This is a genomic window from Bradyrhizobium sp. SOJA106 (genome assembly GCF_059448745.1).
In genome coordinates this window covers 6,163,651-6,177,465 of sequence record NZ_CM182549.1, presented here as the reverse complement: position 1 = coordinate 6,177,465, position 13,815 = coordinate 6,163,651, and the positions used below count along the sequence as shown (strand labels likewise).

At 63.4% G+C, this 13,815-nt stretch carries 17 protein-coding genes and 2 pseudogenes; 12 read left to right on the top strand and 7 right to left on the bottom strand.

The features are described 5' to 3' along the window. Nucleotides 1–11: 11 nt before the first annotated feature. Nucleotides 12–272, bottom strand: coding sequence for a hypothetical protein (locus AC5V87_RS29090; RefSeq protein ID WP_456836985.1), 261 nt, complete (start codon nt 270–272; stop codon nt 12–14). A 267-nt stretch (nt 273–539) separates the two neighbouring features. Between AC5V87_RS29090 and rocF the strand changes: the two genes are divergently transcribed. From rocF to AC5V87_RS29070, 4 genes and pseudogenes are all read left to right on the top strand, one after another. Beyond that, entirely contained in the window at nt 540–1,514 is a 975-nt protein-coding gene (rocF, locus tag AC5V87_RS29085; RefSeq protein WP_456836986.1) for an arginase, read from the top strand. A 165-nt stretch (nt 1,515–1,679) separates the two neighbouring features. After that, nucleotides 1,680–2,167 (top strand): annotated as a pseudogene (locus tag AC5V87_RS29080) (molybdopterin-dependent oxidoreductase); the annotation flags it as partial. Beyond that, nucleotides 2,103–2,614: pseudogene (locus tag AC5V87_RS29075) on the top strand (c-type cytochrome). The pseudogenes AC5V87_RS29080 and AC5V87_RS29075, both read left to right, overlap by 65 nt. 110 nt (nt 2,615–2,724) lie before the next feature. Further along, nucleotides 2,725–3,009 (top strand): hypothetical protein, encoded by a 285-nt coding sequence (locus tag AC5V87_RS29070; protein WP_456836987.1) that lies wholly within the window; start codon nt 2,725–2,727, stop codon nt 3,007–3,009. 378 nt (nt 3,010–3,387) lie between these two features. Here AC5V87_RS29070 and AC5V87_RS29065 read toward each other — a convergent pair whose 3' ends face one another. Together AC5V87_RS29065 and AC5V87_RS29060 are read right to left on the bottom strand one after the other, a co-directional pair. After that, on the bottom strand, nt 3,388–4,674 hold the full coding sequence (locus tag AC5V87_RS29065) for an NRAMP family divalent metal transporter (protein WP_456836988.1): 1,287 nt from the start codon (nt 4,672–4,674) through the stop codon (nt 3,388–3,390). A 255-nt stretch (nt 4,675–4,929) separates the two neighbouring features. After that, the gene (locus tag AC5V87_RS29060) at nt 4,930–5,115 is read right to left on the bottom strand and encodes a hypothetical protein (protein WP_027562464.1); all 186 of its coding nucleotides are present in this window, start codon (nt 5,113–5,115) and stop codon (nt 4,930–4,932) included. A 168-nt stretch (nt 5,116–5,283) separates the two neighbouring features. Between AC5V87_RS29060 and AC5V87_RS29055 the strand changes: the two genes are divergently transcribed. From AC5V87_RS29055 to AC5V87_RS29035, 5 genes are all read left to right on the top strand, one after another. After that, nucleotides 5,284–5,736 carry a hypothetical protein gene (locus tag AC5V87_RS29055; RefSeq protein ID WP_456836989.1) on the top strand — a complete coding sequence of 151 codons (453 nt, stop codon included), beginning with the start codon at nt 5,284–5,286 and terminating at the stop codon, nt 5,734–5,736. Nucleotides 5,737–5,741: 5 nt separating this feature from the next. Further along, nucleotides 5,742–5,960 (top strand): hypothetical protein, encoded by a 219-nt coding sequence (locus AC5V87_RS29050; protein ID WP_456836990.1) that lies wholly within the window; start codon nt 5,742–5,744, stop codon nt 5,958–5,960. A gap of 232 nt (nt 5,961–6,192) precedes the next feature. Further along, complete coding sequence (locus tag AC5V87_RS29045) at nt 6,193–6,441, top strand: hypothetical protein (RefSeq protein WP_456843265.1); 249 nt, start codon at nt 6,193–6,195, stop codon at nt 6,439–6,441. 114 nt (nt 6,442–6,555) lie between these two features. Beyond that, entirely contained in the window at nt 6,556–6,843 is a 288-nt protein-coding gene (locus tag AC5V87_RS29040; RefSeq protein WP_495368527.1) for a hypothetical protein, read from the top strand. A gap of 198 nt (nt 6,844–7,041) precedes the next feature. Continuing rightward, on the top strand, nt 7,042–7,227 hold the full coding sequence (locus AC5V87_RS29035) for a hypothetical protein (RefSeq protein ID WP_456836991.1): 186 nt from the start codon (nt 7,042–7,044) through the stop codon (nt 7,225–7,227). Here the strand turns inward: AC5V87_RS29035 and AC5V87_RS29030 are convergent. Next, nucleotides 7,213–7,434 (bottom strand): hypothetical protein, encoded by a 222-nt coding sequence (locus AC5V87_RS29030; RefSeq protein WP_456836992.1) that lies wholly within the window; start codon nt 7,432–7,434, stop codon nt 7,213–7,215. The two genes, AC5V87_RS29035 and AC5V87_RS29030, sit on opposite strands and share 15 nt — an antisense overlap. Further along, complete coding sequence (locus AC5V87_RS29025; protein WP_456836993.1) at nt 7,431–7,631, bottom strand: hypothetical protein; 201 nt, start codon at nt 7,629–7,631, stop codon at nt 7,431–7,433. Before AC5V87_RS29025 ends, AC5V87_RS29030 begins: the two co-directional genes overlap by 4 nt. Nucleotides 7,632–7,962: 331 nt before the next feature. On the opposite strand from AC5V87_RS29025, the gene AC5V87_RS29020 reads away from it, so the two are divergent. After that, complete coding sequence (locus AC5V87_RS29020; RefSeq protein WP_456836994.1) at nt 7,963–8,151, top strand: hypothetical protein; 189 nt, start codon at nt 7,963–7,965, stop codon at nt 8,149–8,151. A 740-nt stretch (nt 8,152–8,891) separates the two neighbouring features. On the opposite strand, the gene AC5V87_RS29015 is transcribed toward AC5V87_RS29020, so the two are convergent. Both AC5V87_RS29015 and AC5V87_RS29010 read right to left on the bottom strand, forming a co-directional pair. Next, entirely contained in the window at nt 8,892–10,418 is a 1,527-nt protein-coding gene (locus tag AC5V87_RS29015; protein WP_456843266.1) for an FAD-dependent monooxygenase, read from the bottom strand. Between the two features lie 144 nt (nt 10,419–10,562). Beyond that, nucleotides 10,563–10,760, bottom strand: a complete 198-nt coding sequence (locus tag AC5V87_RS29010) for a hypothetical protein (RefSeq protein ID WP_495368525.1) — start codon at nt 10,758–10,760, stop codon at nt 10,563–10,565. Between the two features lie 807 nt (nt 10,761–11,567). Here AC5V87_RS29010 and AC5V87_RS29005 point away from each other — a divergent pair. Continuing rightward, nucleotides 11,568–11,867 (top strand): hypothetical protein, encoded by a 300-nt coding sequence (locus tag AC5V87_RS29005; RefSeq protein WP_495371966.1) that lies wholly within the window; start codon nt 11,568–11,570, stop codon nt 11,865–11,867. Between the two features lie 624 nt (nt 11,868–12,491). Beyond that, nucleotides 12,492–13,760 carry a CaiB/BaiF CoA transferase family protein gene (locus AC5V87_RS29000; RefSeq protein ID WP_456836996.1) on the top strand — a complete coding sequence of 423 codons (1,269 nt, stop codon included), beginning with the start codon at nt 12,492–12,494 and terminating at the stop codon, nt 13,758–13,760. Nucleotides 13,761–13,815 lie beyond the last annotated feature (55 nt).

Genomic DNA, 13,815 nt, shown 5'->3' with positions numbered 1-13,815 from the left:
CGCCTCGGCCGCTAGCGCCGGCGGGCGACCGCCACGCCAAACAGGAAGGCGACGAACAGGCTGGCCAACGGCGCTTCGCGGGTAATCGCCGCGATGGTTGCGAGCGGTCGGCCGGGCTTTCGCGCCTCATCGATTGCATGGGTGAGACGATCGACGGCGGCGTGCAGGCCACCTGCGACCTCGCCGATGGTTTGCGAGACGTCGGTTGCGACGTCGATGGCGCGTTCGGCCATGCCGGGCTGAGGACTGGGCTGCGGTATTTCCGTGCTCAAGCGCGCGATCTCCGAACCTGATCGAAAGATTGAGGCCGGCACCTTTGGCTATCCGCGCGAGCGCTCGTTTTGGAACAGCGGGCCCGAAGACCTTTGGCTATCCGCGACAGGCGCCGGTTTTAAACGGCGGGTGCCGGCCTGCAGTGGAAATGCGCCGCACGGGAATTAGTTCCGGCCGGAGGCATATCTCGTTGCGAAATCCCCGGGAAACGCCGGGTGCGAATCTCTGTTAGGTTGGTGCAGCCTCGCTGAACCCGGGAGATTGCCGTGACCGACCGGACCATGGATCGAGCCCGGCGCATCGCCTTGCTCGGCGCGCCCATCGACATGGGAGCCTCGCAGCGCGGCACCTTGATGGGCCCGGCGGCGTTGCGCACGGCCGGCCTTGCGACGCTGCTCGAAAGTCTCGACTTCGACGTCGTCGACTACGGCGATCTCTCGGTCGCCGAGATCTCCGACCTCGCCGACAGGCCGCCCGAGAAGGCGAATCACTACCGCGAGATCCAGCGCTGGACGCGCGTGCTGAGCCGCAGAGGCTACGAGATCGCGCGAACCGGTGCGTTGCCGATCTTCCTTGGCGGCGATCACACCTTGTCGATGGGCTCGGTCAACGCGATGGCGCGTCACTGGCAGGAGCGCGGGCGCGAGCTGTTCGTGCTCTGGCTCGATGCGCATGCCGACTACAACACGCCGGAGACGACGATCACTGCCAACATGCACGGCATGTCGGCGGCATTCCTCTGCGGCGAGCCGGGCCTTGACCGCCTCTTGGGCGACGATCCGCGCGCCTCGATCGATCCCGACAGGCTCGATCTGTTCGGCGCGCGCTCGATCGACAAGCTCGAAAAGGAATTGATGCGCGCGCGACGCATCAGGATCGTCGACATGCGCCAAATCGACGAGTTCGGCGTCGCCGTGCTGATCCGACGCGTCATCGAGCGGGTCAAGACGAGCAATGGCGTGCTCCATGTCAGCTTCGACGTCGATTTCCTCGACCCCTGCGTAGCGCCGGGTGTCGGCACCACCGTGCCGGGCGGTGCGACCTATCGCGAAGCGCATCTGATCATGGAGCTGTTGCACGATTCCGGAGCGGTCGGATCGGTCGACATCGTCGAGCTCAACCCATTCCTCGACGAGCGTGGCCGGACCGCGCGCACCGCGGTCGAGCTGATTGGCAGCTTGTTCGGCCAGCAGATCACCGATCGGCCGACGCCGAGCAATGCGATTGCACCGGGGGAGTGACCCGGCGCCACTCGTGCTTGTGCGCCGCAAGGAAAGGAACTGCTCCTGCGGCCGGTGGATTTAGATCAGCTCCGATCGAAATCGCCTGCTCTTCAAACGGCTGCGAATTGCAAATGCCGCAGTCGGACTGTTTGATGCGGGCTCAGCGCCAGCCGAGGGCCCGCAATGACCAGTACGACGCATTCCGACGACGATCCCGTGCCATCACGCGTCGCCGTCTCCTGACCGCCGGCTCGGCAGCGATCGGAGGTGGCGTTCTCGGCGCGGGCGCTGCTGCTGCCGCAGAGACGGACAATCTTCCGCCAAACCTTCCTGAGTGGATGAAGGCGCCGGGCGACCCCACGGGAAGCCAGCCTTACGGCGCGCCCTCGCCGTTCGAGAAAGGCGTGGTCAAAAACATCTCGAAGACTCTCGAGCAGTACATCTCTGCGTCCAGTCGTACGCCCCTGCAGGAGCTCGACGGCATCATCACGCCGAACGGGCTGTTCTACGAGCGGCATCACGGCGGCGTCCCCACCATCGATCCGGCGCCGCACAGGCTGATCCTGCGCGGGCTCGTCGAACGGCCGCTGATGTTCACGATGGACGATCTCAGACGATTTCCATCGGAGTGGCGCATCCAGTTCCTCGAATGCTCCGGCAACCCCGGCTACGGGGCCGGCAACGACCACCGCGATCGCAGGCTGGAACATCGACATCGGCCGCGACGGCAGCAATCTGCCGAAGGGAAGCGGCTCGGTCGCGCATGGGCGTAGGTGTACGCCCAGCAATGTGCGTCGTGTCACTGCGACAAAGGCGAGGGCGCCTTGGTGACCGGCTCGCCGGCCGACGGGCACGATCGGAACTGCAAAGCCGGTCCGAACCGTTGGCAGCTACTGGCCCTCTGCGCCGACGCTGTTCGACTACATCCGCCCCGCGATGCCGCAGAATGCGCCGCAATCGCTGAGCGACGATGATGTCTATGCGCTTTCGGCCTATGTCCTGAACCTCAACGCGCTTGTTCAGGCGACGCGATCCTTGACGCCAAATCGCCGGCGGCCATCAGAATGCCGAACCGGGACAAGTTCGTCGGCGATGCACGCCCGGATGTGAAGAAGTGAACCCGTGGGACCGATCAAGTTCCGCGCAGCAGCTCGGAGCTGCCAATGCGAGGGGGAACTCACCTGACCAATTTGAATTAACCTGCGAGAGGAAACCAGCGGGTGTTCCGATGGCAACGGATCGTTTCGCAAACTCCATGTCCTCGGCGCTTCGCCATCCTGGTGTGATTGCGCTGATCGTGGCCGGCTTGACGATCGCTGCAATGTTGATCGTCGACCACGGTCCCTGGAGCCGCGCCAAGACTCAGCCGGCCCATGTCGCGATGTACGCAACCACGGGCGAGGCTGCGCGTGCCGCGGGCGCCTCGGTGCTTCCGACCGAACCGAAATCGCCGCTCGAACCGGCGCGGCCGGGGCCGAAGACATCGCCGACCGTCAATCCCGTGGCGCCGTAGCTCGCGCGGGCGGACTTGGGGCCGCGGCGTCGTCGAGCCAAAGCCTTCGTCGAATTCGCTCCAGGCCCGGTCGCAAGCCCCACCCCAGCCGCGATTGTTACTCTAACCACGGATCGCCGTGACGCCCGAGGGGACGCGGCGGGCGAGGGCGCTTTGTCTTTGGGGGACGACGGCAATGCTTTCGATTGATCAGCTCCTGCGGTTCATCGCCGTGCCGGCCGTGTTCGCGGCCTTCATCATCGCCTCGCAGATCTCGGCGGCATTGTCGCCGCTTTGAAGCGTGATCCGGAAAAGTGCGAAGCGATTCTCCAAAAAGATCATGCGCAAACATCAACCTAAAGCGCGATCTCGATTCATCCCGATCTCATCGCGCCGTGGTCAGCCGATCAAGGACGACCCGAGCAGCGCGAGCACGGCCAATGCCATCAGCCCTGTGCCGAGCCAGCCCAGCGCGATCAGCCATGACCGCGCCCGGAAGCGGCCCATGACCGCGCGGCTCGAGACGATCAGCATCATCATCACCATGATCGGCACCGCGACGACGCCGTTGAGCACCGCGCTCCAGACCAGCATGTGGATGGAATCGATCCCGGTGAAGCCAAGGCCGAAGCCGATCGCGGTCGCGGCGGCGATGATGGTGTAGAACCCGACCGCCTCGTCGGGCTTTGCTTCCAGCGTGGCGCGCCAGCCGAAGATCTCCGCAACGCCGTAAGCCGCCGAGCCCGCCAGCACCGGGATCGCGAGCAGGCCGGTGCCGATGATGCCGGTTGCGAACAGGGCGAAGGTGAAATCACCGGCGAGCGGCCGCAGCGCTTCGGCCGCCTGGGTCGCCGAGTTGATGTTGGTGACGCCGTTGGCATGTAGGACTGACGCCGTGGTCAGGATGATGAAGAAGGCGATGCCGTTGGAGAGCAGCATGCCGGAGATGGTGTCAGTCCTGATACGCGCAAGCTCCGGTTTGCCGCCGTGCTTCAGCTCGCGCAGCGGCTTGTCGGGCTTGCCGCAATTCATTTCCTCCACCTCCTGGGAGGCCTGCCAGAAGAATAGGTAAGGGCTGATGGTGGTGCCGAGCACAGCGACCACCATCATGAAATAGTCGGCGCTGACATTCGCCTTCGGCCACACCGCGGCCAGCAGCGCCGTGCTCCATGGGATCTTCACGGTGAAGGCAGTTGCGACATAGGCGAACAGCGCCAAGGTTAAGAATTTCAGCACCGGCGAATAGCGGCGATAGGGCAGGAACACCTGGAGCAGGGTCGAGCCGGCCGCGAAGATCAGCGCGTGCTCGTGGTTGAGGCCACCGATGACGAGCGAGAGCGCCTCGGCCATCGCGGCGATGTCGGCGGCGATGTTGAACGTGTTGGCGGCAACGAGCATGGCCACCAGCGCCAGCACCGCCCAGCGCGGCGCGATCCGCATGACGTTGGCGGCAAGCCCCTTACCGGTGACGCGCCCGATCTGCGCACTGACGAGCTGGATCGCGATCATGAACGGCGTCGTCAGAAACACCGTCCAGAGCAGTCCATAACCGAATTGCGCGCCGGCCTGCGAATAGGTGGCAATGCCCGACGGATCGTCGTCCGCCGCCCCGGTGACGAGGCCCGGCCCCAGCCGCTGCAGCAGAGTGGGCTCCGATTTCGTCGGCGTGAGGGCGCTGTCAGTCATGGCGAAGGGCTCGGGTCGGTCGGTGCGGCGTCTCCCTGACAAATGCAAAGGAGGGAACGAAAGTTCCCTGGGCTTGCGGCTCGCTGCCGTCGCGCATTTCTGATTATGCTAAATTTGCTTGACCCGTCGGGCAAAACACCTGTAGATTGGCATCATCCCGAAAGCTCTCGAAGCGCGGTCACTTGGCAGCGGGCTCGACCGCATCCGCCGGCGGAATTCGATCGCCGCAGATGCGCGTACGCGACCCCTTGCAATCTATTTGACGCTCACGAACATGCCCCAGGCCGCGGCGAGCGCCGCGCCGGAAAAGACGATCAGCGGGTTCTCGCAGAACGCGCTGCCATAGCTGCACATGTTTGCGCCGAACTGGCCGAGCTCGTGATGGCTCGCGGAGTAGAACAGTCCCGACAGCACCAGCAATGCAGCGGCGACGTAATACATCGGCAATGTCTCCAGCCCGATTGAAGCACGGGCGCCATCATCTCGCCCGACATGTCCCAGCATGGCGCGAAGACATTGCATTCCGCCGAATCCGCATCGTTGCATTTGAATTAAAGTTTGATCCTTCTGGCAAACCAGCGGCAAGGTGACGGTATCAGGATGGCGGTCATGACCGAACGGGGCGCGGAGATCCCGGCAGACATCAAGGGCTGGTTCGCGGGTTGCGCGGCGGCAACGGCGGTCCTCTTTGTGTGCGGACTGGTGTCGGCGGTGGCGAAGGGATTGACGCTCGCCTTGCTATTCGCCGGGCTCTTTGTCGGCGTCGTTCACTTCGCTTTCATCGCCATGTTCACCGCCGTTTCGGCCGGACTGTTGATGTGCGGCGTGCGCAAGGCGCGACTGGAGCTTGTCGTGCCTCTCTTCGTCGCATCGGTGCGGCGCTGGGCTGGTCCGGGAATTATCTCGTCAGCCCCTTCGACCGGGACCGGATGCTCTACGCCGCCGCCGGCGCGGTTGCGGGCCTTGCTGCGTGGTATTGCAGCAGAAGGCCAGTGGCCCAGACGACGGAGCGCGCCTGAAGCATTGTCCCTCCGGGCTACGGGCGTGAGACACTTCACTTAACGCATGTGAAGGCGGAGATTTCCCTGGCTTGGCATATCTGCCTCATGCCGGATTCGCTGCACAGACGCGCCGCTCTTGTCATCGAGGAAAATCGCAGGCTGCGCGAGGACAAAATGCGCCTCGACCGCGAATATGCCGAGCAGATCGAGGCCCTTCGCTTCGCGATCCTCGAAAGCGCAATGTCCCGCGCCGAGAGCAAGGCCCGCCGCGACGACCGGAGCTGAGGCCACCCACGCGCAGGCGCAAGATCCTGACGAAGCACGCCTGAAACAGTCCTGAAACCAGATCGTCCTGAACTCCTTCGCTCCCGGCACCGACCAACGGAGCGACAAAGGAGACGGTCATGATCCAGATCGGTTCGAAGGAAGAAGTTGCGTTTCTGCTGGCATTGTTCGGCACCCATACCCAGCCCGTAAAGAAGCCGAAGCCGAAATCGCGGCAAGGGTGAACGACACCATACCTGGGCTTGCCGAGTGCCAGAGCCTCTTGCGCCTGCTGATCGCAAGGGGCGATCCGAGGGCTATCCCGCTCGCCAAAGGCGCCATCGACCAATATCTGAACGTCGCGCCGCTCAGCACCCGCGGGCGCGGCCTGCGCGTGATCCAGCGCGACCCGCTCGATCAGTACGGCGTTGCGATCGGCGTGCAGCGCTCGTTCGCCAAGACGGTGGATGCCTACATCGAGCGCAAGCTGGCTGAGGAATGAGGCGAACGCGGCTGCCGATCTTGCCGCGCTCGCATCGCCGTCGGCGACTTCACTGGCAGGAACCAATCAGCTTAACATGAGTTAAGTTGCCGGTTCTGTCCGCGAGCAGTCGCCATGTTGCCGAATGACCGGGAATGGCTGGAGATCGTTGTTCAGAAGCGTATTAGTCGCATCCGCACCGGGAACGAGGTCACGCTCCGGATGCTGCAACGCTCCATCGAGATGATCGCGTCCGCGGAGGCGCTGCTGGCCGCGCCCGTACCCCAGATCTGGCCCGAAGTCTGGCCCAACTCGGAAGCTCGGTCCGAAAGCGGGTCCGAAACCGAATTGCTCCCGAGTAACCCCGGAGCAGGAACGCCCCTTCGAAGGCTGCATTCTTCTGCGCATGACAATGACAGATGAGGGCGAAAAGCGCGTAGATTCAGTGGTGCACCTCCGCCGCCGCTGCGCGTGCGGCAAACGCATCTGGAGGTAAAATGCCGCTACAACTTTTCGTCGAAAGGCATATGCTGTTATTATCACCGGCCGAGGCTCTGCCCGTAGGCGCCGGTGGCTGAGAGACCGATCGCGCTCCCGCCTGCCAGCGAAGGGAGTCCGGCCATGACCGTCAGATCACTCATCGACAGCGTGCACGAGGCGGCTGCCCACATCAACGAGCAGAATGCCCGCCTCCGGGAGATGACGGCGCAAGCGGCCAGTGTGCTGAAGGAGCCGAGGCCAGACACCTTCCTCGGCCGCAAGACTTATGAGCCTTTTCCGAAAGAAGAGGATTCAGGACGGGCGTGACGGATTGATGATGCGTGGCGGAGCGGCATCGGACGTCGCCTTGAGCAGGGCGATCTTGCGGCCGAGCTGCCAGACCTCGACATTGCCTTGTCGGGTGAACTGCCGCGCGAAGGCCAGCGCCTTCTCGTCCGACGGGGCCTCGAATGCTTCGGCGGAGCGGAAAACACCGTTCTCGCCGACGAGATAAGCGCGGTATTGCTGCGTCATGTCGGAGCCCTCAGGCCCGGTGAGCGAAGCCAGGCCTCGATCTGGATTGCCGTCTCGTCCTGCCGCGCCTTGCGCAGCAGCATCTCGCGGCTACGGCCGGGCGGCAGTGCGCGCGCCTGGTCGCGCAGACGCTTTACCTCTTCGGCGAGCCGCTGGTCGAGTGTCTTAGTCTGTTTGAATCGACGCCGCTTCAGCATGGCGTGCTCCCTCTTTCGAGTAGGGCGGGAGCGCAACTGGCGTTCTCATCACCGATCGATGTCTCGAGCCTTGCGCTGATGGATCAACCGTAGTCCTTCAACGCGCCGCGAGTCCTAATCATTTGATACGTCCTGCAAAGAATCTTTCGGCAAAGTCTGAGAGGTTTGAGCGATTTACTCATTTCGCTCCGCGACGGATCTTTGCGTTCACTTTTGAACAATAGCGGCCTCGGGCCGTTGGCAAGACATCACCGGCCAAGGCTTCGTCCGTGGGCGCCGGTGGCTGAGAGACCGAGCGTGCTCCCGCCTGCAATGCCAGGGAGCGCGCGTGATGCGGATCTATCGCCCATTGCCTATTGATCATGATCAGGCCGAATTCATGCGGCAACTCGTACGCGAATGCCGCGAGGTGCTGATGCAGCCGCCGCCCGATACGTTTCTGGGACGCAAGACGATGGATGCGCCGCGGATGGAAGACCAGCAGGGCGGAGAGGCAGGTGGCGACGACCGTGCGGAATGAGGTTTGTGAAGTGACTTATGGCGGGCTGGAGTGGGTTGCCGCTTAAGCCATATCTTCCTGGTCAGCTCCGCGCACCACGATGCTCAACTAGTCATCCGGCTAGGTGCTTTGCAGTGCCTTGGCCTCATGCCAACGCGCGCTGAGCTCAATATCCCATTTTCCGTTGAGGTCAGGTTGACCGGCAGAGCTTTGGGACGAATCGGCTCGACAACCGAAGCTTTCCAGATCCCGACGCTGCTGGATGTTCGGCTGCTGGCAAGAACCAAGTCCGAAGCTGTCATCAACGGCTTTCCGTCATCATGTTCAGGGAGACTAGGTCTGCACTCGCGCGGCTGGTCACAGCCAATGCCCTTCAGATCGCGGCTGGGGCAAACCGGTCCAGCCATTGGCAACCCGATCAGGAGCCGCTTGAACAGATCCACCTGATCGAGCGCGTCATCATCCATCCGGAACGCCTTCCCGCAACTCACCAATGCGATCCATTGAGGCCCCGTCGCTGGAAGGCCCGCAAGCGGTTCTGTCTCTCGAAAAGGTGCCGCGATGACCGTGAAAACGCCGATATTGCCTCCAAGCTCGCCAAACTCGCTGCAAACAAAACAGAATGTGGATTTGGCGCTTGGCCTCAGTGGGGACGCGATGCCCTCTCCTGCGTGCCGGCCGCCGCCACCTGAGAAGCTCGCCAAAGTCGACGAGGCTGTCGGCAGCGATCGCGCGAATGTCTAGATGTTGAGCCGAGTGCCTTACGCCATAGCGGCCGAACCGAACCACGTCGTGAGTGCGTCCATCAGGCCGCGCCGGCTCTCATCGCCCACCCATGCCACGTGTCCATCGGGCCGCACCAGCACGGCTTGAGGTGCGGTGACCTGTCCGATAGCGGGGAGTTCCCAAGGACCTTCGTAACTGGCGTCGATGAGCCTAATACGATCCGACCAGGCTGTGGTGTCAAAGCGGTTCGCAACGCCGAGATTGAGCAGCATGAATCGCGCGTTACGTAGCAGCGTGAATAATCTCCGTTGCTGTCCATTGATCATCAAATCAAGGTCAGGCATGCGGCGCCCAAGCAGCGGATGGCCTTCGCCGAGATCGTAGCGGATCTCGAGCCCGCTCATCATTGCGCCGAAGCGTTTTCGCGGCTCGTCCATGGCAAGCAGCTCTGACATGATTTCGCGCGCGGAGTTGAGGCCGTCCTCGGCGCAGCGGAGCAGGGCGATCTGCGCCCTGGTATTGCGCAGCACGCGCGCGGCGACGGGATGACGCTCGGCGTGGTAGGTGTCGAGCAGGTTTTGCGGCGAGATGCCTTTGACGACCTGCGCCAGCTTCCAGCCGAGATTGACCGCGTCCTGCACGCCGATGTTGAGGCCTTGCCCGCCGACGGAATGATGGATGTGCGCGGCATCGCCGGCGAGCAGCACACGTCCCTTGCGATAGGAGACGGCCTGCCGCGCCGCATCGGTGAAGCGGGAGATCCAAGCGGGATTTTTGAGGCCGAAATCGGTGCCGTAGACGGCGACGAGAGCCTCGCTGAGATCGCGCAGGCCAGGCTCGCCGGTGCGCTCGAGCTTCGTTTCGGTGAGGACGACCAGCACGCGTCCGCTCTCCGCCTTGCTGAGGCCGTGGAAGCCGAGCGCGTCGTGGCGCAGGCCCCAGGCGGGCTCTTCGCTCATCTCGACCTCGGCCATGAGATTGCTCAGCGTCGGATCGGAGCCGGCGAAGTCAATGCCGGCCGTCTTGCGCACCAGGCTGCGGCCGCCGTCGCAGCCGACCAGATACTCCGCCCGCAGCGTCTTGTCTCCGGACAGGGTCACCTCGACGCCGGTCTCGTCCTGCGAGAAGCCCGTGACCTCGGTGCTTCGGTAGATCGGCACCGCGAGCTCCTCGACCCAGCCGGCCAGAATGCGCTCGATCTGGCTCTGCCGCAGCGCAAGGCCGTAAGGGTGGCGGGTCGGCAGGTCGCTGATGTCAAGCCGGGTCCAGGCGAAGCCCGCGAGCTGGACAACCTGTCCTTCGCGCAGGAAACGGTCCGCGACGCCACGCTGATCGAGGATCTCGATGCTGCGCGCGTGCAGGCCGCCGGCGCGCGTGCCGACGAGCTCGTGGCCCGCGCGCCGCTCGACGATGGCAACGTCGACCTCGGCGAGCGCGAGCTCCGCGGCGAGCATCAGCCCGGTCGGGCCGCCGCCAGCGATGACGACCGCATGGCCGTCCCTGGCCGCGCGCGTTGCGCTGGCTCGGCCGCGCGAGCTGGATGTCGGAATCACTACAGGCATGTGGTGCCCCCTCGGCTTGTGCTTGAGCCGGCGGGTTCTACTGCAGGAGCGGGGACTTGAAGCAAGCCCCTTGCACACCACATGTTGAGCTGGGAGGAGGGGCTTTACGTCAAGGCGCGCCGCTTTGACACGTTCCCGGTCCGCCTAATCGTCCTGCGACATATCGCCGGGCTTAGTGGGAACAGCGACGGTGCCGCCATCGCCGTGCAGGAGATCGCGGCCGTTGTCCTCGCTCTCGCCGGCGTCCCCGATGATCGCCTCTTGCGTGTCGCGCTTCTTTTCGTGGCGTGACTTCCATCCCGGCAGATCTCGCGATGTCTTGCGTGGGGTCTTGATTGTCATTGGCGGTGCCCTCGATTGGCTAACGCCGCTTCCCCCAATTCGTTCGTTTGACACGCCGGGCAAAACACTGGCATACTGGCATCATCGAACGAGTTTGGTTCAGCCCGCGCGGACAATCCGCGGCGGGCTTTTTCATTTTCGATTCCAGAATCGGACGGTGGCCCACGCGTCCCGGCCACGCACTCGCTTATCCGCGTTGAGCGATCGGCATGGCGACGTCCTAACCAGTGCTGGCCGTGCACTGCGAACGTGCCGGCCTCGCGATGCTGGGCCTGTTCGCTCGTGCGGCTGCGTTTTCCAAGGCCGGAGACAGGGTTCGCGCCTGAAACGATCGCGCTTGGTCACGCGATCTGCCGCGCATCTTCTTATGAAGGAGAGATTATGAGCGCTTATCTAATATTGCGCGCGCTCGCCTCCCTGTTGCAATCGTGCTGTAGGAGAGTTCTCGTGAACGAGGAAATTATCGAATGCGAGCTCGAGCGTGCGCCGGTTCGCTTGCTGGCGACCAGGAAGATGTCGAGGGCGCGCACCCTGACTGAGATCCGCTCGCTCGCGCGCAGCTATACCAGAACGGCTATCCATGTGCTCGTCGGCATAATGCGCAGCGATAACGCAACGCCGCCGGCGCGCGTCGCCGCCGCTAACGCGATTCTCGATCGCGCTTGGGGTCAAGCTCGTTGCCTGGGACAAGGTTCTCGCCCTCATTACGACCGACGCGTTGGTCGGCTTTGCCGCCATTGCGGCCAATCTCGTGGTGTCCTTCTTCGCCAATCGCGGGTTCGAGAATGTTGCGAAGATCATCAAGCGGTGAAGGTTCAAGTCGACGAGATTCGAGCGATTGTCGCCAAAACGCTCGCTGAGCAGCACAGCATTCAGCGGGAGAGCATCGATGCGATCGTGTTGAAGGCTGTCGCGTCGCTGCTGGCCTCTTTTGGAATCGAAGTGGACGACCGTAAGGAGCTGAGGGTTGATTTTCAGCAGCTGCGGAGATGGAGAAAGGGCGTAGAGCAGGCTCAGAGCTACACGTTCAAGGCCGTGATCACGGGGATTGCCACCGGTCTGATGGGCGCCATCTGGCTTTGCGTCAAAGTCGTGCTGGGCAAGTGATGCGTCCGATAAGGAGATTGCCGACACCTGGCCGATCTGGATCAGATGGCGTCGTCTTCAATGGCGCGGCTATGCGGCAATTCGAGCTGAGATTGGTGGCTGGCCTATCATGGTCGCGAGGTGGTCGCGTTCGCCGGCACTGCGACATATGGTCGTGATGGAGGTTGCTCGTCCAGGGTCGGCGTGTTGCAGCGGCTGGGGACGCGGCATTCGGTGCAGGCTGGCGCGCGCAATTGAGGCGAGAGGGCGGCGTGTGGGATGGAACAATATCGCCTCCGACAGGACGGACAATCCGGTCTCTGTGAATAACTTCATCCGGGTGGGCTATCGGCTGCGGCACTCCTGGGTCGCGCGTCCTCCGCCAAACATGCGAAGCACCCTGGGCCGCTCCGCAAAGTCTTTATTGGCGGAAATGGCTTCGCTGAACAATGGGAGCGGGTTTCCCGTGAAGCGGAAGGCAGCCTTATCGACACTGATGAGGGCCCGGCAGCTTGGCGGCTGCCGCGCCCTTTTTGCGTATTGAAACGATGCGGCTGAACCACTTGCGAAGCCGTTGCCGCCGGGTTTTAAGTTGGTGCTGCAGGAAATTCGGCGACCATAAGCCGATGCAAGGGAGCGCTGTCGATGCCCACCAAGCCTCAATTGCCGGAACGTCCGTCGCGGGCGACAGGCGGACCGGCTGCGCTCGACGGTCTTCTGGTCGTCGACTTCACGCGCGTCGTGGCGGGGCCAGCCTGCACGCAGACGCTTGCCGATTTCGGCGCGCGCGTCATCAAGATCGAGAATCCGGACGGCGGCGACGATACGCGCGCCTATGAGCATGCCGAAATCGGCGGCGAAAGTGCGGCCTATCTCAGCCTGAACCGCAACAAGCGCGGCATCGCGCTCGATCTCGCCGTGCCCGAAGCGCGCGAGATCGCGCTGGATCTGATCCGCAAGGCGGATGTGGTCGTGGAGAACTTTTCCAGCGGCGTCATGAAGAAGTTCGGCCTTGACTACGAGGCTGTCGCGCCGCTCAATCCGCGGCTCGTCTATTGCTCGATCTCCGCTTACGGGCGAACCGGACCATTCGCCTCGCGTCCCGGTTTCGATCCCATTACGCAAGCGGAAAGCGGCTTCATGTCGCTCAACGGGTTTGCCGATGGCCCAGCGGTGCGAACCGGCCCGCCCATCGTGGACATGGCGACGGGGATGTCCGCGTGCAACGCTATTCTGCTGGCACTCCTGGCGCGGGACAGGCTTGGCCGCGGGCAGCATGTCGAGGTGGCCCTGTTTGACATCGCAATGGGGATGACCGGCTTCTACGGCATGGCCTATCTCATCAACGGTGAGAACCCCGGACGGTTCGGCAATTCTCCGAGCGGGTCTCCCACCGTCGGGGTCTACGAGGCTTCCGACGGCCCTCTCTACATGGCCTGCGCTAACGACCGGCTCTATCGCCGCCTGGTGGTCGAGGTGCTGAACCGGCCCGATCTGATCACCGATCCGCGCTTCGCCTCGCGCAAGGCGCGGTCCGAGAACAAGGAGCTGCTGCGGGCCGCCATCGCGGAAGTGTTTGCGGGCGATACACTCGAGAACTGGATGGCGAAGATGAAGCTGGCCAATATTCCGGTCGGCTATCTCCGCACAGTTGAGGAGGGATTCAACGCGCCAGAGGCCCGGGAGCGCCACCGCTTGAGCCGGATTCCACATCCTACGGCGGGATGGGTCCCCAATATCGAGCCTCCGATCAATATGAGCTTGACCGGCGCGATTGATCCTGTGGCGGCACCCTTGCTGGGCGAGCATACCGAAAACGTCCTGCGTGATACGCTGGGATACGACCAACGTCGGATCTCGGAGTTGGCACAAAAGGGCGCCTTTGGATCAGCCAAGCCGTCGCCATCGGTCTGAACCCGCTCGTTCGCCTTGAGCAGGGCGTGACACGCTGGTGCCGCATCCGCTTGAT

Coding starts and splice junctions, on each gene's coding strand:
- AC5V87_RS29070 (WP_456836987.1), top strand. CDS start 2,725: ATGGCAACGGATCGTTTCGCAAACTCCATGTCCTCGGCGCTTCGCCAT.
- AC5V87_RS29065 (WP_456836988.1), bottom strand. CDS start 4,674: ATGACTGACAGCGCCCTCACGCCGACGAAATCGGAGCCCACTCTGCTG.
- AC5V87_RS29060 (WP_027562464.1), bottom strand. CDS start 5,115: ATGTATTACGTCGCCGCTGCATTGCTGGTGCTGTCGGGACTGTTCTAC.
- AC5V87_RS29055 (WP_456836989.1), top strand. CDS start 5,284: ATGACCGAACGGGGCGCGGAGATCCCGGCAGACATCAAGGGCTGGTTC.
- AC5V87_RS29040 (WP_495368527.1), top strand. CDS start 6,556: ATGTTGCCGAATGACCGGGAATGGCTGGAGATCGTTGTTCAGAAGCGT.
- AC5V87_RS29035 (WP_456836991.1), top strand. CDS start 7,042: ATGACCGTCAGATCACTCATCGACAGCGTGCACGAGGCGGCTGCCCAC.
- AC5V87_RS29030 (WP_456836992.1), bottom strand. CDS start 7,434: ATGACGCAGCAATACCGCGCTTATCTCGTCGGCGAGAACGGTGTTTTC.
- AC5V87_RS29025 (WP_456836993.1), bottom strand. CDS start 7,631: ATGCTGAAGCGGCGTCGATTCAAACAGACTAAGACACTCGACCAGCGG.
- AC5V87_RS29020 (WP_456836994.1), top strand. CDS start 7,963: ATGCGGATCTATCGCCCATTGCCTATTGATCATGATCAGGCCGAATTC.
- AC5V87_RS29015 (WP_456843266.1), bottom strand. CDS start 10,418: ATGCCTGTAGTGATTCCGACATCCAGCTCGCGCGGCCGAGCCAGCGCA.
- AC5V87_RS29010 (WP_495368525.1), bottom strand. CDS start 10,760: ATGACAATCAAGACCCCACGCAAGACATCGCGAGATCTGCCGGGATGG.
- AC5V87_RS29000 (WP_456836996.1), top strand. CDS start 12,492: ATGCCCACCAAGCCTCAATTGCCGGAACGTCCGTCGCGGGCGACAGGC.